The 16,411-nt window shown below is 41.1% G+C and carries 15 protein-coding genes and 1 pseudogene; 5 read left to right on the top strand and 11 right to left on the bottom strand.

From position 1 onward, the window contains the following. Nucleotides 1–5 precede the first annotated feature (5 nt). From CWC28_RS12580 to CWC28_RS12530, 11 genes and pseudogenes are all read right to left on the bottom strand, one after another. Nucleotides 6–506 carry a DUF2271 domain-containing protein gene (locus tag CWC28_RS12580; RefSeq protein WP_105173870.1) on the bottom strand — a complete coding sequence of 167 codons (501 nt, stop codon included), beginning with the start codon at nt 504–506 and terminating at the stop codon, nt 6–8. Beyond that, nucleotides 506–1,138, bottom strand: a complete 633-nt coding sequence (locus tag CWC28_RS12575; RefSeq protein WP_105180996.1) for a PepSY-associated TM helix domain-containing protein — start codon at nt 1,136–1,138, stop codon at nt 506–508. Before CWC28_RS12575 ends, CWC28_RS12580 begins: the two co-directional genes overlap by 1 nt. 197 nt (nt 1,139–1,335) lie before the next feature. Beyond that, nucleotides 1,336–1,725, bottom strand: a pseudogene (locus tag CWC28_RS12570) (YbaN family protein); the annotation flags it as partial. Next, nucleotides 1,725–2,303 carry a biliverdin-producing heme oxygenase gene (locus tag CWC28_RS12565; protein WP_138625234.1) on the bottom strand — a complete coding sequence of 193 codons (579 nt, stop codon included), beginning with the start codon at nt 2,301–2,303 and terminating at the stop codon, nt 1,725–1,727. The pseudogene CWC28_RS12570 and the gene CWC28_RS12565, both read right to left, overlap by 1 nt. Before the next feature lie 330 nt (nt 2,304–2,633). Then, on the bottom strand, nt 2,634–3,023 hold the full coding sequence (locus CWC28_RS12560; protein WP_058586044.1) for a YbaN family protein: 390 nt from the start codon (nt 3,021–3,023) through the stop codon (nt 2,634–2,636). Then, nucleotides 3,020–3,610, bottom strand: a complete 591-nt coding sequence (locus tag CWC28_RS12555; RefSeq protein WP_058586045.1) for a biliverdin-producing heme oxygenase — start codon at nt 3,608–3,610, stop codon at nt 3,020–3,022. The genes CWC28_RS12560 and CWC28_RS12555 overlap by 4 nt, the downstream gene beginning before the upstream one ends. 69 nt (nt 3,611–3,679) lie before the next feature. After that, nucleotides 3,680–6,313 carry a TonB-dependent receptor plug domain-containing protein gene (locus tag CWC28_RS12550; RefSeq protein ID WP_138625233.1) on the bottom strand — a complete coding sequence of 878 codons (2,634 nt, stop codon included), beginning with the start codon at nt 6,311–6,313 and terminating at the stop codon, nt 3,680–3,682. A gap of 77 nt (nt 6,314–6,390) precedes the next feature. Continuing rightward, nucleotides 6,391–7,335 carry a FecR family protein gene (locus CWC28_RS12545; protein ID WP_105173875.1) on the bottom strand — a complete coding sequence of 315 codons (945 nt, stop codon included), beginning with the start codon at nt 7,333–7,335 and terminating at the stop codon, nt 6,391–6,393. A gap of 11 nt (nt 7,336–7,346) precedes the next feature. After that, entirely contained in the window at nt 7,347–7,817 is a 471-nt protein-coding gene (locus tag CWC28_RS12540; protein WP_138625232.1) for an RNA polymerase sigma factor, read from the bottom strand. 155 nt (nt 7,818–7,972) lie between these two features. After that, entirely contained in the window at nt 7,973–9,292 is a 1,320-nt protein-coding gene (locus tag CWC28_RS12535; RefSeq protein WP_138625231.1) for a porin, read from the bottom strand. Between the two features lie 107 nt (nt 9,293–9,399). After that, the gene (locus CWC28_RS12530; protein ID WP_063700897.1) at nt 9,400–9,882 is read right to left on the bottom strand and encodes a MarR family winged helix-turn-helix transcriptional regulator; all 483 of its coding nucleotides are present in this window, start codon (nt 9,880–9,882) and stop codon (nt 9,400–9,402) included. 329 nt (nt 9,883–10,211) lie between these two features. On the opposite strand from CWC28_RS12530, the gene CWC28_RS12525 reads away from it, so the two are divergent. The 5 genes from CWC28_RS12525 (at nt 10,212) to CWC28_RS12505 (ending at nt 16,410) form a co-directional block, all read left to right on the top strand. Beyond that, complete coding sequence (locus tag CWC28_RS12525) at nt 10,212–11,063, top strand: D-hexose-6-phosphate mutarotase (RefSeq protein ID WP_105173877.1); 852 nt, start codon at nt 10,212–10,214, stop codon at nt 11,061–11,063. Between the two features lie 58 nt (nt 11,064–11,121). Further along, nucleotides 11,122–11,655, top strand: a complete 534-nt coding sequence (locus CWC28_RS12520) for a PH domain-containing protein (protein WP_138625230.1) — start codon at nt 11,122–11,124, stop codon at nt 11,653–11,655. Continuing rightward, nucleotides 11,648–13,180, top strand: a complete 1,533-nt coding sequence (locus CWC28_RS12515; protein ID WP_138625229.1) for a PH domain-containing protein — start codon at nt 11,648–11,650, stop codon at nt 13,178–13,180. The genes CWC28_RS12520 and CWC28_RS12515 overlap by 8 nt, the downstream gene beginning before the upstream one ends. A 79-nt stretch (nt 13,181–13,259) precedes the next feature. Continuing rightward, complete coding sequence (locus CWC28_RS12510) at nt 13,260–13,502, top strand: hypothetical protein (RefSeq protein ID WP_054562962.1); 243 nt, start codon at nt 13,260–13,262, stop codon at nt 13,500–13,502. A gap of 85 nt (nt 13,503–13,587) precedes the next feature. Next, nucleotides 13,588–16,410 (top strand): TolB family protein, encoded by a 2,823-nt coding sequence (locus CWC28_RS12505; RefSeq protein ID WP_138625228.1) that lies wholly within the window; start codon nt 13,588–13,590, stop codon nt 16,408–16,410. The last annotated feature ends 1 nt before the right edge of the window (nt 16,411 follow it).

Here is a 16,411-nt window from a genome sequence, read left to right as displayed (position 1 = left end):
TTTCCTTAATGACTGGTAATGGTAACAAAGCTAGTCGCGAACTCTTTTTCGCCTTTAATAGTGACTTTGCCGTCTTTCGTTAAGTCGATTTCAACGCGGGTGTAATCTCGACCACCTTCTTCACGTACAACTTCAACATTAAGTAGGTAGCTGCCAGGTTTAACTGGGTTGCCCTTTAAATCTTTACCTTGCCACTCAATGGTGTAAGTACCAGGGCGTTTTGTTGCACCTGTAACACCATCAAAGTTGTCGTTGCTACGACCGGCTTTTCGCCACCACTGACGTAAGTCTTTAAACCACTCTGCTTTCTCAACCCAAAGTGCAATCGTAGTAACGTGTTTACGCTCAGGTGTTTCTAGCCATAGCGCCACATAAGGGCGATGATATGGGGAAACATCTAGTTCAGGTAAAGTGAACTCAACAGTGAGGTTGGCGTCTTTTGCAAAGCTCAGAGGGCTGAATAAACAGCTAATTAGTAGAGCGACGAGTAAGTGGGCTTGTTTCATTAAGATACTCCTTTAAGTTGAGGCACCCAAACTAGATAAATGACCAAAGGCGTGGCAACTCCGAGGAGGGTTAACCAAAGACCTGCGGCACGTTTTTTACGGTTTTGAAAGAGAATAATTAATCCGGTGATGGCAAACAGAATCATCAAAAAAGCTGAAATATCAATGACCCAGCTCCATGCTTCTCCTGTATGGCGGCCTTTGTGTAAGTCGCCAATCAGACTCATAAAGCCCCCTGTTTGATAATCAATATTCAGTTCACCGGTTTGAAAATCGATTTCTGCATAGGCAAAGCCTGCCGGAAGTGGGTAGTCGAGCATTACCAAGGCATCTTCTTTTTCCCACTCAATACTCTTCACATTACTGAGTGAAAATTGCTGCTGCATGTACTGCTCTATTTCAGGATAAAGGTTTGGTAACGTGTCGAGGTTTGCTTGTGCTTTTTCGAATAGCGCAGCAGAAACAAGCTGTTGGTTTTGACCATTATGTTTATCATTTTCGAGCCAACTAACGTGATTAAGAATGATGCCGCTGACACAAAATAAAATAAGTAAAAAGAACAGGGCCGTTGAAAAATAAATGTGTAATGCACGGCTAACGCTGTAAAAGTTGCGCTTGTTAAATGAGAACATAATGCGGTTTATTCCGTTAAAGATACAAATATGATAATGATTTGTATTAACGATAACAAGCGAGTTTACGTTCTTTACATTTCTTTGTGCTAGAAATGAAAAGCGAGATACGCCATTACTGCGAGTTGTGAACTGACTAAACAAGCAAGCAACATTAAGCGCATCTGCGTGGTTAAATTAACTTGAATAAGGGTTGGTTTATTTGGTGCAGAAGGGCGATTAATTAAATACGCTAACACGCTTAACTCAATCACTGCCACAAGATACATCACCCAAATTGGCGCGGCACTTTGCAGTAAAAAAACATACCCGATTGCCATCCCAAAACCCGCTAAGAACTTGGCTCGGGTAGGTACAACCTTATGCTCTTGCCAGAACCTCAGAGGCTGGCCGTATCTAGGATGGTTGAGCAACCACGCAGACAGCTTGGGCGATGAGCGGGTAAAACAGGCCAATGCCAAGATAAAAAAGATAGTCGTCGGCATCACAGGCAGTGCAATGCCTATGATACCTAAACCCACCATCAATAACCCGAGTAATTGATAGCAGCCATTTTTATAGGCGGTAAACGCCGCTCTCACATTCATCAATAAAATTGAGCCTGATAAAACTTAAATCGTTGTTGTGCTTGCTCAGCACCCTCTATCAAGGTGGCCTGTTGCTCATCACTGAGTTCAAGGTTATCAATAAGATGGCTTAGTTGACAGCCCTTATTACATTCACTGGCTTTAGCTAGATAACGAGCACCACGTTGGTTATTTAACTTTAGCTCAGCTTCAACTTGTTTGCCTAATGTTGTCGCTGAAAATTGCGACCCTTCAATAACATATAGCCAACCAAGTACATAGGCAAAGTCGGCATTTTGAAAGCGGCAGGGGTACTGTTGATGATTTGGTAATGGGTGCTTTAAATCGTCTAAGTCCTGCTTGATTAAAGATAATCGCGTACGATCATGTAAGTTATCTATATATTGATGTAAACCAGCATGCTCGTAGAGGCCTTTTAATTCTAACTGGTAAGCATACTGTAAGGTTAAAAACCTTTTATAGTTATCTAAATCAGCACTAGGCGCTAGCGCTAATGAATGATGATCAATATCATCGGTTATGATGCTTATCGCTTGTTTTAGCTTTTCAGCTCGAGAAAGTAGCTCGAGTATTGGCATGAATAGGGTCCTCAGCAACGTCTATAAAGTAAATGCACGGGGTAGTTGATGTTGTCATAGGGTGAATACCCATACTTCCTAAGTGATAGTTTGATAAAGCTGCTATGCAGTTTTTATCAACAAACTCGGCTCAGAATGGGAGTGTATAATAATGATTTTCATTTCTATATCCAGAAAATGTTTTTGCTAAAGGTACAGATCGGACCTGAATATTCTTTGTTTTGTGTTTGTAACGTTTTATCAATACTCCAAAGCTACATTATTAAAAAGTAAAAAAGCATGGAGGTGTTTGACTGTTAAGTTTAGTTCCAACATGCTTTATAGCATGTACTAAGCGATACTTGATGGTCGTGTAAGGATATATGTCACAATAAGAATCTTTATAAAACCAATCATGAAAACCAGCCATAGAGCGGGTTCTGCTAAGGCTAATAATGAGAAACTAAAACATATACACGTTACTGCCATGAGCTTTGCTTTGACAGGTATTACTTTGTTTTCTTGCCATAAACGCAATGTTAATCCAAAGCGAGGGTGGTTAAGTAACTGCTTTGCATGTGTTGGTGAAGCATGACTAAAGCACACTAGGGCAAGTATAAAAAAAATCGTTGTTGGCATAATAGGCAAAGCCATACCTACAACTCCTAGAGCTACTAAAGTAAACCCACTTAGTTTTAGTGTGGTTTGTTTGTACCTTATTAGTCGAAGGTTAAATTTCATGAATACACTTGGCTTTGAAATTGTTGAAAACGTGTAAAGGCTTGGCGAGCACCTTCAATTAGGGCAGCTTCTTGGGCTTGTGTTAGCTCTAACGTGTCTATTAGTTGTGTGAGTTCTCGCCATGCACTTCCTCGACCTGCTCCAGGTCCTTTCAAATATCGAGCGCCATGGTTAGCATCGAAGTTTAGCTGTGCCTCTACTTGCTTACCAAGCATAGCAGCTCCAACTTTTGAGCCCTCAACAACATAGAGCCAACCTAAAGCGGTAGCAAAATCTGTCTCATGGGTGATAGAAGGTTCTAAAGGGGTTTCTGGTAATGCGTATTTCAGGTCTTGAAAGTCCTGTTCTAATAAAGACAAGCGACGACGTGCGATTAGATCATTTATATGCTTAGCAAGTTCTGGGTGTTCGTATAATGCACTGACATCTTTCAAGAAGTTGTACTGTAAACTTAAAAATAATAGATAGCTGCTTGTATCGGCAAATGGGTTTTGGGCCATGATGCTTTTATCGACATTATTGTGCACATCAGTCGTTGCTGTTTTTAGTGCTTGAGATCGCGAATGTTCAGTAATGGTAAGAGACATGTTTACTCCATAGATAAAGCACATTGCAGTGAAAAATGATCGCTGCAATGTATAAGGTAAAATAAGAACTTAAAGTTTGATTTCTAGGCCAAGAGTAATGGTCTTTCCTGGCTCGGGCATGGCGACAATAGAACCCGTTGAAACTTTATATTGGTCAGTTAGATTAGTAACAGATGTATAGCCACTCAGGCTTTCGTTGAACGTGTAATCAAGGTAAAAATCTAATTGATAACCAGATGGGATATACTCAAGTGCATCAACACCTGTTGATGATAAGAAGCCGCCAGGGTGGCGCTTATCGGTATGCTTTTTATAAATAAAACCTGTATCTAATGAATCATCAAACAAGGTTGCACCGATATTGACGATGTAACTCTTTTCTGGAGGAATTCGCAACGGGGTTAAACTGCCTAAAAAGCCTTCACTATTACAACGTTCAGCACCGCCAATATCTGCCAATTCATTTGAACACATCTCTACGTCTTGGTAATTGATCATTAATGCCGATGCATAGAGGTACTGACTTTTATAATCTAGTTTTAACTCGATACCGGGAAGGGTGAATGAGTCATAGTTTGTAAATGCATAGGTGCGTTGCCAAGAATACGCTTCAGGATCCTTGTTGGGTAGGTTCGCCGTAGCAAGCATATCTTTTATTTCAGTGTGGAATAGGCTGAAATTGAAAGTAAAGTTATCATTGGTTGCGATGATGTCACTAAATGTACTTTCAATATTCAATTCGTATGAATTTGTTCGCTCAGGAGTAATTGGGTAGCCGGGTGAGAAAGAAAACACCTCATTAGAAACGGTTCCCTCGTATAAACTCGGCATTCGATATGCCTTACTATACTTAGCAGATACAAATGTGTTGCCAATCAGAAGATATGAAGCTTGCAAGGTTAAATCTAGTTTAGCATCAAAGTCATGCTCTAATTCAGCTTGGCGGTCTTCAATTTTGGCATCATGAAGGTTCATGTTTAATAGAAGTTCTAAGTCATTAAAATCTAATTGCGCATTAGCAAAAAAACTATTTGAGGTTCGCTTACCATCACGTGATGTAGGGTATTTTGTATAGAAGGTGTCTTCATAACCTTCTTTTGGTTTTAATTCTTCAGACTGCCACGCATAGCCAGTGGTTAAGGTTGTAGGGATCTGGCTGGCAATTTTAAAGCTTGATACATTATAAGCACTAAAGCCTGAACGAGTATTTGCATACTGGTGGGTATATTGTAATGCGTTTGAACCTAGGTTGCTTGCCAATGCATTGTATTGATCTAATTTAGCATGCGTGTTCCAAAGGTTCACTTTCAAATCGATAAGCGAGTTGTTCGTTGGTAAGTAGTGGTAAATAGCACTGATACTATTTACATGCGCTGTACCAAGTTGCCATTGTGGCATTGCCTCTTCACCTGCAGGAATTTCTTCCCATGTGCCGTCAGGTAGGCGGCGGTAATCACCTTCTTTATATTTGTGCCAATAAGAAGCGAGCATTTCCCCAGCGGCTTGTTGATGATGGCGGGTATTGACTTCGAGAGTGTGTTCATCGGTAAACTCATAACTAAATTTAGCTAAGTAAGATTCACTTTCAAAGCTCGTATTAACGACTTCTGCGCCAGGTGATACCGGAGGGTGAATTTCAAAAGTACTCAGCCAACCCTCAACAACTTCAACAAAATCTTCATAACCATTACTACCAGCAAAGTAGTTGCCGACCTTTTTGTCACTAAAAGCAAATACTGCGCTGAAGTCATCATTTTTATAAGCTGTAGCTAGAACCATTGACCCGTTTTCAAAGTCTGTACTGTTATGGCTTGGCGCTACTTGGTAATACTCTTGCTCTACAGGGTCATCACTTACTTTTGGCATGGAGTTGTTGTTGTATGTTTTTAGTTTTACTAATGCGCCTAAATTTTGACCTTCCTTTAAAATATCAGCAGGATTTAAAGTGCTCATACTGACTGTGCCACCGATAGCGCCTGCGCTAAATGGTGAGGCTTTTGCCGTAGGGCCTTTTTCGACATTCACTGTACTGATCAGGTCTGAGTCAATGTAAGTGCGATCAGAGGTGCCCATATAACCGCGGTTAGTGTGAGTAGACTGTAAGCTACCATCAATAAAAATGGGAACTCGGCCTTCACCCTGTACGCCTCGGATGCCCACGTCTAATGCACCTGCTTCGTTACGAATATTATTCGCCTCAATTCCTGAAAAAGTTGAAAAAATATCAGAGTTTGAAAGGCCGCTTGTGCGGTCCATCTCTTCTCGAGTTATTTTTAATTGCGTACCTTTTACTACGATAACTTCTATATCTTTTTGTTTTTCTGTTAAATCATTAGAGACAGCGCTGTCTTTATCGGTAGTAGAAGAGGTTGAGTTTTTTGAATTGGTCGACTTTATAACAATACTGTTATCGATTACTTCTGCTCGAATAGCTGTATTCTTAAGAGCGACTTCTAAAGCATCATATACTGATTTTTGGCCATGTATTGAAGGAGCGACAATACCTTCTAATATTTTTGCATCAGCAATAAGGTTCATGTTCGCTTGCTGTGCTAGCTGGTTAAGTGAGTTACTTAATGATTGCTCAGCAATGTTAAAAGTAAATACCGCTCTATCTTGAGCGGCAAGGGGAGCGCTTAGGGCTAACCCAAGTGCAAATGCCAAAGGTGATAATTTAGTGGTTAAAGAGTAAGGGGTTTTCATTCATTTACATCCAAGTAATTAACTAACTAAAATGAAAACGAATGAGAATGAGAATCCCTCAATAAAAATTTTATAAATTATAGTTTGTTTATAATTATCTGATCTTTTTCTGTTTTTATTTCAACAGGAACTACATGGGGTAATAATTTTAAAAAATTATCCAATTCTGAGGCATTAAATGTTCCAGACAAAGGTAGTTGGCTCAATTCATTGCTGGCAAATTTAAATTCTCTGTCATGGTATCGGTTGAACTCTACAAAAACTTCATTGAGAGGTGTGTTGTCAAAAATTAGTCGCCCATGTTGCCATGCATCAATAAGAGTTGGGTTGATATTTTCAACAGAGATACCTTGCTCATTAACATAAGCTTGCTGACCTTGTATTAGTTCAACGATATGCTGATTACTTTGAACCTTGACTCTACCATGCGAGACGCGAATGCGTGTGTTTAATGGTTTTTTATCGACTGTAAACTTAGTACCTAACACGGTTATTTTAGTGGTATCTGTATTGACGATAAATGGTCGCTTGGGGTTTGTCGTGACATCAAATAAGGCTCGCCCTTTTACTAAGGTATTAGAGCGAATGTGCTCATTAAAATTAATGTTTAGGTTTGTTTGTGCATCTAAATATAGCTTAGAGCCTTCTGGTAGGTTTACTTTAAGCTGCTCACCGATTGCTGAGCTATATTGAGCACTGTAATCGCTGCTTTCAGTATGGGGCAACAATGTGAAACTGATCAGGCTTATCATGAATATCGCTAAGCATGCTGCTGTTGCCATCCATACATTTGCTTGTGAAAAGCGAAAGACTTTTGATGTAGATAGGTTCTCAATTTCTTGTTCTGAAAACTGTGCTAACAAGCCGTCTATTTGTTTACTTTCTTCGAAAATAGTCTTGTGATCAGGGTTTAGTGAAAGCCAGTACTGAAATTGCTCTTCTTGCTCTGTAGTAAAGCCACACTTTTGCTGTTCTAGCCACTTATTTGCTTGCTCTTGCAATAATGTTTGCTGACGGTCCATTGTATACTTTCCTATTTTCTATTCAGTGTTTCACGGCATAACATCATGGCTGTTGCTAGGTGCTTTTCAACCATACTAACAGAAATGTTCATTTGCGATGCAATTTGATGTTGGCTAAGATTTTTAAACTTATAAAGTACAAAGGCTTGTTTTGTTTTTTGCGGCAGCTGTTCAATGCATTGGTAAAGTTGCTTGAGTTGTTGTTGTGCCGCGAGTTTTGATTCTGGCTCAAAGTCAGCGGGAGCAATAAGATCTAGTTCAGCCTCTTCGGTTACTTTTCGCTTTTTACGATACTGATCAATAACAATGTTTTTTGCTGTAGTAAAAAATAGAGCACGCTGCTGGGTTGAATCATGATTTGGATTGTTTTTCTTATGATTCAGTATCCTTAAGTAGGCTTCTTGTACAATGTTTTGCGCCTTTTCTTTACAGCCAACGGAGCGTGAAATGTAATTTAAAACTTCAGCGTAATAGCGTTCCAAAAGTCACCTTTTTAGGTAATTTAAAAAGGAAAAGGATACTAGCTGCCAGTCAACTAAATGGCAATAGTTTTCGTTTGCATTTGCAACTGGTTTGAGGTGTGACAAATAGCCCAGCGCAAGGCTGGGCTAAATAGGTGTATGGAGCAATAGGGTTACTAAAAGTAATAACCTATATTGATATTGAAGCGGGTTTCAGTCTCGTCACTGTCGCCAGCAACTGAACCCCCAACAAATGGTTGGTTTTTCGCTTGTACAAAATCAAAGTAAGTGAATAAACCGCCTGCAGCAACCGATACACCGGTTACATTCATCCAAGTATCAGCACTATCATCTGACTTGTCATAAATAATGCCGTAGTCATTGTAAAATTGCAGGTTAGTTACCGGGCCCCACTCTACAGGGAGGCTGTAAGCAATATTGGCATTAGTCATGGTCGCTTCTGCGGCAATACTGTCGTAAAACGCATAAGCACCTACAGCCATACGATCAACGTTGTCGATATCGTAGTTATACTCGCCGTGCTGTAGTTGGAAATTCCATGCACCTATTGTGCTATTTAAGTGCACAGCCCAGGCGTAGTAATCGCCAGCTTTATCTTCGCCATCATGCAAGCCACCTGATAACGCAGATACACCGAGTTCGGTGGTACCGCCGTCATGTTCAAAGTGATAGCCATAACGACCAGAGAAGGTGTTGTATTCTCCAATGGCATTAGTTGGTTCGGCATAAATGCCCTCATCAGCTGAGCGGAAACCTACAACGTCATAAGAATAGCGGTCGCTTCTGTCATCCACATAACCATCTACGCCACCGAGCTCATCGTTTTTGAAAAAGCCAAGGTCAAGTTGCCAGTTATCGGCAATTTTTCGTTTAAATAGCACACCTAGATCATGATCATCTTCAAGGCCAACATAGTAAGTGGTGCCAAAGAAGTAGTTGTGCGAATTATATGGCCAGTTACCAAAAGGCACTTTGGTAATACCTGCCTGTACTTGCCAGTCTTCGGCAAAATCATAGGCGGCATAAGCATATTTAACTGCAGTCATGTAATCGAAAAAACGAATTTCAGCGTTGAGCTGCACATCACCAACATCGCCCGCAAAATTTAACCTAAAGATGTCAAAATCGAAGTCACCACCGCGATTTTTATTACCATCGTCATAGGATGTATAACTGTAATTAGTACGGACAGCACCTCCGATTTTAATTCCGGACTCTTTCTTAGGTGCTTCAACAGCTGCAGTTTGTTGCTCAAGTTGCTTTTGTTGCTTAGCAACTTGGGCATCAATTTGCGCTTGTTTCTCGGCTTGTTGCTGAGATTTTTTCTCTGCAGCATCAAGTTTGGTTTGCAGTTGCTGCATTTGCTGTTTCAGTAATTGCAGCTGCTTTTGAAGGTCATCAATTTCAGATGCCTGACTAAGACTTGAAGTTGTGCCCAAGGCTATTGCGAGGGCTAACTTTGATAGTTTAAGCATGAATTATCGCTAGTTTGGAATGGGTACTAACTAGCATAGATGATATTCATGGTGAACCCAAGGGTAGTCAAAGAAATTTAATATTAATCAATCAGTTTTAATTTTTTCTATGGTTCAAAGGTCTTGGTGATTGCACCGACTTCAAGTAACGGTGACGCATCAAGTTGATCTGCGTCCATCATGGCAGCAATTCGTTGCATAGAGGACAGCAGTAAACTTTGCTCCCATTCTTCAAGTGCAGAGAACTTTTCAATGAAGTGCTCTTGTAGCGGTTGAGGTGCCTGTTCGAGTAATTGTTTACCCCGCTCAGTGAGGTGCAAACTAACGCGACGCTTATCAAGCTGGCTACGCACTCTAGTCACAAGTTCGCGGCTTTCGATTCGATCTAAGATATTGGTCACCGTCGCAGGACTTAAGTTTACATTTTGTGCAATGCGACTGGCGGTAATGCCATCGGTTTGTGCAACTTCATTCATAATGAGCAGTTGTGGACCTGTTAAGCCCGAGGTTTTGTTGAGCTGTTTTGAATGAAGGTCGATAGCTCTGATCACTTTGCGCAGCGATACTAATAGCTCGTCATACTTTTGCATGTTGATGTCTCTTAAAAAAGGCGGTGTGGAACAACCGCAATCGCAAAATATTACACATCTAATAAATTGAGTTCAAATAAATAACAACTATGTGGCTTATAATTTCCGGCCATAGTGGGTGTTGTTCTGTTCTTTAGTTAGTTAGAGTAGAAATTAAAAGCTAAAATTTAAAAATTAGATGGAGTAATTGTTGTTAACACTTAAAATGCTACTACGAGGTGACACCATCACTTTGTAGTAAAACAATTAATACAAATAACTAAATATTATTTACTAAAAGCCACTGCATTGGGTAAGGTGGATTTTTCTTTCATTAAATGGGACGAATTATGAAGTTATCGCCATCTGTTACGATTGAGCAAAGTGAAACCGGGCTTGAATTTATTAAAGTTGCCAGTGAGTTTTGTAGCGCAACTATTTTTCTGCAAGGTGCGCAGATCACTGAGTTCACGCCAACCGATAAAAAGCCATTATTATGGGTCTCAGAATTAGAAGATTACCAAGAAGGCAAAGGTGTGCGAGGTGGTATTCCTATTTGTTGGCCATGGTTCGGGGTAAGTCAACATGAAGGCTGGCCAGCTCATGGTGTTGCTCGCACAAGTTTATGGCGCGCAGAAGAAGTGAAAGAACAAGACGATTCGATTTATATCAGCTTGTCATTGCCGATGACGCAAGTTGATGAAAAATATTGGCCTTATAAAACTAAGCTGTTAGCAGAGTTTATTTTAACCTCTGGTTTAGAACTACGTTTAACAACTACAAACTTAGATAACCAAACTGTACAGTTCACTCAAGCACTGCACACCTATTTCCCAACGCCAGCCATTGAAGAAACAAAAGTAGATGGTCTGCAAGGCGCGAAATACATTGAATTTGCTGAAGGTCCTTTTGAGCAAAATGAGTTAGTGTCGTTCGCACGTGAAACAGACATGGTTTACACCGAAGCAAAAGATACTCAACGTATCATTACACCTGATGGCATTATTGAAGTAGGCCGTGAAAATTCAACTTCGTGTGTTCTTTGGAATCCATGGATTGATAAGTCAAAACGCCTTTCTAATTTTGCTGATGACGAATACCACGTCATGCTGTGTTTAGAAGCGGCTAATGTCCTTGATGATAGTGTTGAACTTGCACCTGGAGCAAGCCATACACTTGCAACAAAACTACGCTGGGTATAATTTATAACTCAGTGTTAGCACGTAAGGCCGGCGCCGCTGGCCTTTACAAGGAATTACCGTGTTTAGTAATCAACAAATAGAAACCCTTCCAAAGCATCAAACGATTCAATTCCAACCACTTGCAGATAATGCGATATGGCATGTACAACTAAATTGGTTGTTGTTTTATGTACCTCTAATGGCCGTGATTATTGCTGTTCGGCACTTTAATCCTGCCGTTAGCCAAGCTATTGCCACACCTTGGCTGCTGGTTTTGCCGTTGTTGATAATACTGTCGATGATCTACAACCTCTACAGTGTACGTGCCAAAGGCGTTGCAGTGAGAGAGCATGATATTGCGTTTAAGCGGGGTTTAATTTGGCAACAAACCACCTTATTGCCTATTTCTCGCGTGCAACACACCGAAATTCATCGCGGTCCAATTGAGCGAAAGTTAGGACTTGCGACACTCAGACTTTACAGTGCGGGTGGCATGAGTGCTGATTTACATATCAGCGGCTTAACTGACGAGCAATGCAATGATGTCCGCCAGTTCGTGCAAAGTTATGGTGATAATGCACTCATTCCAGAAAATGAGCTTGCCGATGAGTGATCAACAATGGCAACGGGTATCGCCATGGGCGCTACTGTATTTTATTGTGCACTTTGCACTGCGCTTTATAAAAGATGGGCTGCTTAATTTACTGCCAATTTTGGTGTTATTTGTCACGCAAGTTGAGCAAAAGCTGTTTTGGGGGCAAATAGCCGCTGCTGTAGCCTCGTTAGTTTTAGTGCTGTACGCCTTTGCTTATTATCGTAATTTTAAATACTGCATAACAGATGGTCACGAAATACTGCTCAATAAAGGGGTATTCAAAAAAGAGCGGCTAACCCTTAAATTTGCTCGAGTACAGAACGTCAACATAGCCGAACCTTTTTATTTTCAGCCGGTTAACTTGGTTAATTGTATTTTCGATGCCGCCGGTAGTAGTGCTCAAGAAGCGGTGATCCCAGGTGTAAAGCTTAGTTATGCCGAGCAAGTGCGCGAACAAGTTATGGCGTTTAAGGCTCAGTTACAGCAGCAAGAGCAGCCGTCTATTGAGCAAAGCGAAGCAACAGACACGCCGCAAACCTTAACGATCAGCAATGCTGAAATTGCTAAATTTGGCTTGATGTCGAACATGGCAATATTGGCATTGGCCGCGCTTGCCCCATTTATGAATATGATTTTTGAGTACCTCGAAAAAACCATCATAAACCGCCTAGAGGCAATGCTGATTGAGCAAGCCGCGTTCGTTGGTAGTGCCGCTGCAATCGCTGTTTTAATCATGGTTGTTGCTATTGTTTTATGTGCCATTTTACTTTCAGTTGTTATGGCTTTGGTGCGCTTTTTTAACTTTCAACTGTATTTTCAAGACGATAAGTTTAAGCGTGTGGCAGGTTTATTTGAGCGCCAGCAACTCTCGATCAGCGTGTCGAAAATTCAAAGTGTGCAAATCAAACAAAATATTATTGCTAGGCTCCTTAATCGCTATACCTTAATTTGCCCGCAAGTGAGCAGTGGGGGTGTGGCTGCTGGGGTTGCGGCTCATAAAAATAAACAAACGTTAGTGATGCCAGTAATCACTAAAGAGCAAGTACAAGCCGTGTGTGGCTGGTTATTTCCATGGTTTGTTGATTTAACAGAGCTTAACTTTATTAAGCCTGAGCGAGCTTTACTTTATAAAAATACGTTTTTATATGTAATCCTACCTACTGTATTTTCTGCTTTAATTTTCAATGCCTTATTTGATGCAGCTACAATCCTGTGGAGCATTGTCGTGGGCTTAGTTTTGATGATCGGTGTGTTTTTGAGTTATCAAAAAACGGGTGTAGCTTTGTATCAACATGACGGCCGTTTTTTTGCCGTATTTAAAACTGGCATGCTGGGTGTTCAGTATCGTGTTTTTGAAATCTATAAGGCGCAAAGTGTCACCACAATAAGCACTTATTTAATGCGTCGTTCACAGCTTAAAAGCTTGTATATACAACTGGCTTCTGGTTCTGTATCAATGCCTTACTTAAAAGCAGAGCTGGCTGAGCAGTTTGCTGATTTCGCCCTATATGAAATAGAAGGTGTTGAGCGGAACTGGTTTTAAATGAAAATAATTCTCAATATCATTGACTCATTTTAATATCGAGGTATACTAGCGCAACGTCAATAATCACGGGTGCGCAATGATTTATTTACTACCTATTTTAGCTATTTCAGGTGTTGTTGCCTTACTTTGTTATGCACGTTCGCAGCAGGAGTGTAAGGGCTTATGTGTGAGTGTTGCCGTTACAGCAATTGCTTTACTCGTAACCGCAGCTTTAGTCATTGCGGGGCTCGGTGCATTAAGAAGTAGCCTGATGTTTGCTGTGACTATTTTTATTATTTATCAATTACTAGGCTTGGTTCGCCCACTTAAAATCGAGTAATTTCTTACACTTTTTAACTTCAGCCTTTTAAAAAAGCATCGCATACTAGCCCTTAAATTAAGCAACTTGCTAATCAAGGATTGTGATGAAAAAAGCTCTGTTAACTGTGGCACTACTTGCTGCTAGCCACGCTTCAAGCCAAGAGACTTGGCAAACTATTCATACCGAGCACTTTAATGTGAATTTTAGTACTGAGAATCAGCAATGGGCCCGTTCAGCGGCAACAGAGCTTGAAATTGTTCGCGATAAGGTACTAAAACAGCAAAATCGTGCTCTTGATGAAGTGGTCGATGTTCTGGTTTTTGACCCATTTAACGCCTCCAATGGCTTTGCTTTGCCGGTGACTAACAAGCCTTTAATGGCTTTGTTTACTACGCCTCCACAATCCGACACGGTGATTTCTAACACCGATGGTTGGCAGCAGTTATTAATTTTGCACGAATATATTCATTTGGTGCACCTTGCTCAGCCTACTCGAAGTGACGTGCGCCAAGCTATTCGTAATAGTTGGGATATTTACGACTTAGTTGAAGGCGAAATGCCGCGCTGGGCTGCTGAAGGTTATGCAACGCTGCTTGAGTCGAAAATGACAGGGCGGGGTCGTTTATACGATAACCTTTCAGAGGCAATACTGGTTGAATTTGCACAGCAAGGCGCACTGCCACGATATAGCCAATTAAGTAGTACCGAAGGGGGTTATTTAGCTGGCTCAATGGCGTATTTAATGGGTTCTCGTTTTCTTGCTTGGCTTGAAGAGAACTATTCAGCGCAAACTCTTGATGCAGTTTGGACGCGCATGCAAGCGGTTAAAGCGCGTGATTTTAATGAGGCCTTTAGCGGAGTATTTGGCGATTCACCTGAACGCCTCTACCGCCGTTTTATTGCAGAATATACTTATAAAGCAATGGCTAAAGAGGTAAGTGAGCAAGCACTTACAAGTAAGCTTTGGTTGGAGCTTGATCTATACGCTTCGAACCCTGTTTTAAGTTTAGATAACAGTAAGCTTGCCATTGTTGAGCGCAACAAAGATGACGAAACCCGTTTAGTTATTTATAGCACTGATGACAATCAACAGGCTGCCGATGATTTTGCAAAGCAGCAACAAGCATTACTCGATGATGACCCTGCTGATATTGCTGATAAAGCCCCCAGTGTTTTTAAACGAAAGCAAAAACATGTGCTTCACCAAATTAATAGGCAGGGTATAAAAAACCCGCAGTGGTTAGATGAAAATACATTGTTTTTCACCGCCACAACAACTGTTGCTAAAGGCTCCATTCAAGGTATTTCTGATTTATACCGTTATGATATCGACACAGGTAAAGTGAGCGCTTTGACCCATCATGCAGGGCTGCGCCGCTTTAGTATCAGTGATAACGGGCAAACGGTTTATGCTGAGCAAACGAAGCATGGTTTCTCGGAGCTAGTGCGCCTTGACCTCAATACGGGTGTCGCTACGCCTTTATTTGAGAAAAGCCTAGAAACGGTTTATGACTATCCATTACTAAGCCCTAATAAAACACAACTTGCCTATTTAAAAGCGACATTGAATGCTAATTGGCAGTTGTATATACAAGATGTAAACTCTCAGCAATCAATAGCAGTGCCTATGCCTGATGGTTATCAGTATGTGTCACAACCTAATTGGCAAGCCAATGGCAAAGGGCTTTATTTTGTTGCCGGTAAAAATGCCGCTCTCGATTTATATCATTATGATATACAAAGCAATTCACTACGACAATTAACGCAAGGCCAAGAAGCTGTTGCACACCCAATGGCAATGAATAATGGTGAACTTTTGTATTTATCGATCACAGCTGAAGGGCCGAATATCAAGCATTTTATTGAGCAACCACAAGGATTAGAGGTTGTTGAATTTGCTAAAAGTGCGGAGCCACCACGAGGTCAGGTAACGAGCGAAGTATTACCTGAGGCTAAAATCTACCCGCAAAGCCCAACTGAGCCAGCCGATTATGATATTTGGCAGCAAAAACCCACCTTTTCATTGGCATCTCAGTATTACTCGGCATCATCTTCGCTGCTTACCCTTGGGGTCAAAAGTAACGACTTTTTAAAGCAGCTTGATTTACAAGCAGGCTACAGTGTTGATTTACATGACAAAGCATTGGAAGGGGTGTTCACGGCCGCTAAGTACTCAGCGTTTGATTTAAAATTTAAAGCGCTGTTATTTGATTACGACCTTGAATCAGCAAAACAGTACCATTCACAAATACCGGTGAACATAAGTAACACGGGGGCGCATCTAGCCATGAGCTACCCGTTGCAGTTTCAGCAGCTTAGTATTACACCGAGTTTGAGCTATAACTACAGTGATTTTAGTAAGGGGGATGATCAATGGTTAACCCTTGGACTTGAACAAAAATGGCAACATGATAGACAGCGATACGGTTTTGCTCAGTCTGTGAGTGCTCAGTGGCTATCCGGTGATGCCAACTCGAATAATTGGCAGGGCTATAACTTTGCCACCGTATTGAGCGGTTATGCTTTTGATATTCCTGTTTATGTTAATTTTGCACAGCAATATCGCGATGACAGTACCCTTGCGCTTGGCGGTTATGAGTCAAACTTAATTAATAATGACACGCAAAGTGGCTTTGTTGTTGCTCCTGAGCTGCCGTTTATTAGTCAAGCAGGTAACCGCTATAAAGGGTATGGCGGGGGCATTAGTTACAAAGATTCATTACCTTGGCTTTATTACCAGCAACATCAAGTTGATAACCGAGTCTATGCACAAAGTTATGGTCTCAAGTGGCAAGGTGACTTTAGCTTTGGTATGGGGCCCGCTGGTTTGAACGATGTAAATATTGATTTTGGCGTCGCCCGGGTAGAAGGAGACGACTTCGAAAATGATTTACGGGCTTGGCTAAGCTTCTATTACTCGTTATAGC

This window comes from Pseudoalteromonas sp. S4492 (assembly GCF_005886115.1).
Classification (GTDB): Bacteria; Pseudomonadota; Gammaproteobacteria; order Enterobacterales; family Alteromonadaceae; genus Pseudoalteromonas; species Pseudoalteromonas gelatinilytica.
The sequence above is the reverse complement of the archived record's forward strand: the minus strand, read 5'-3'. Positions and strand labels throughout refer to the sequence as shown.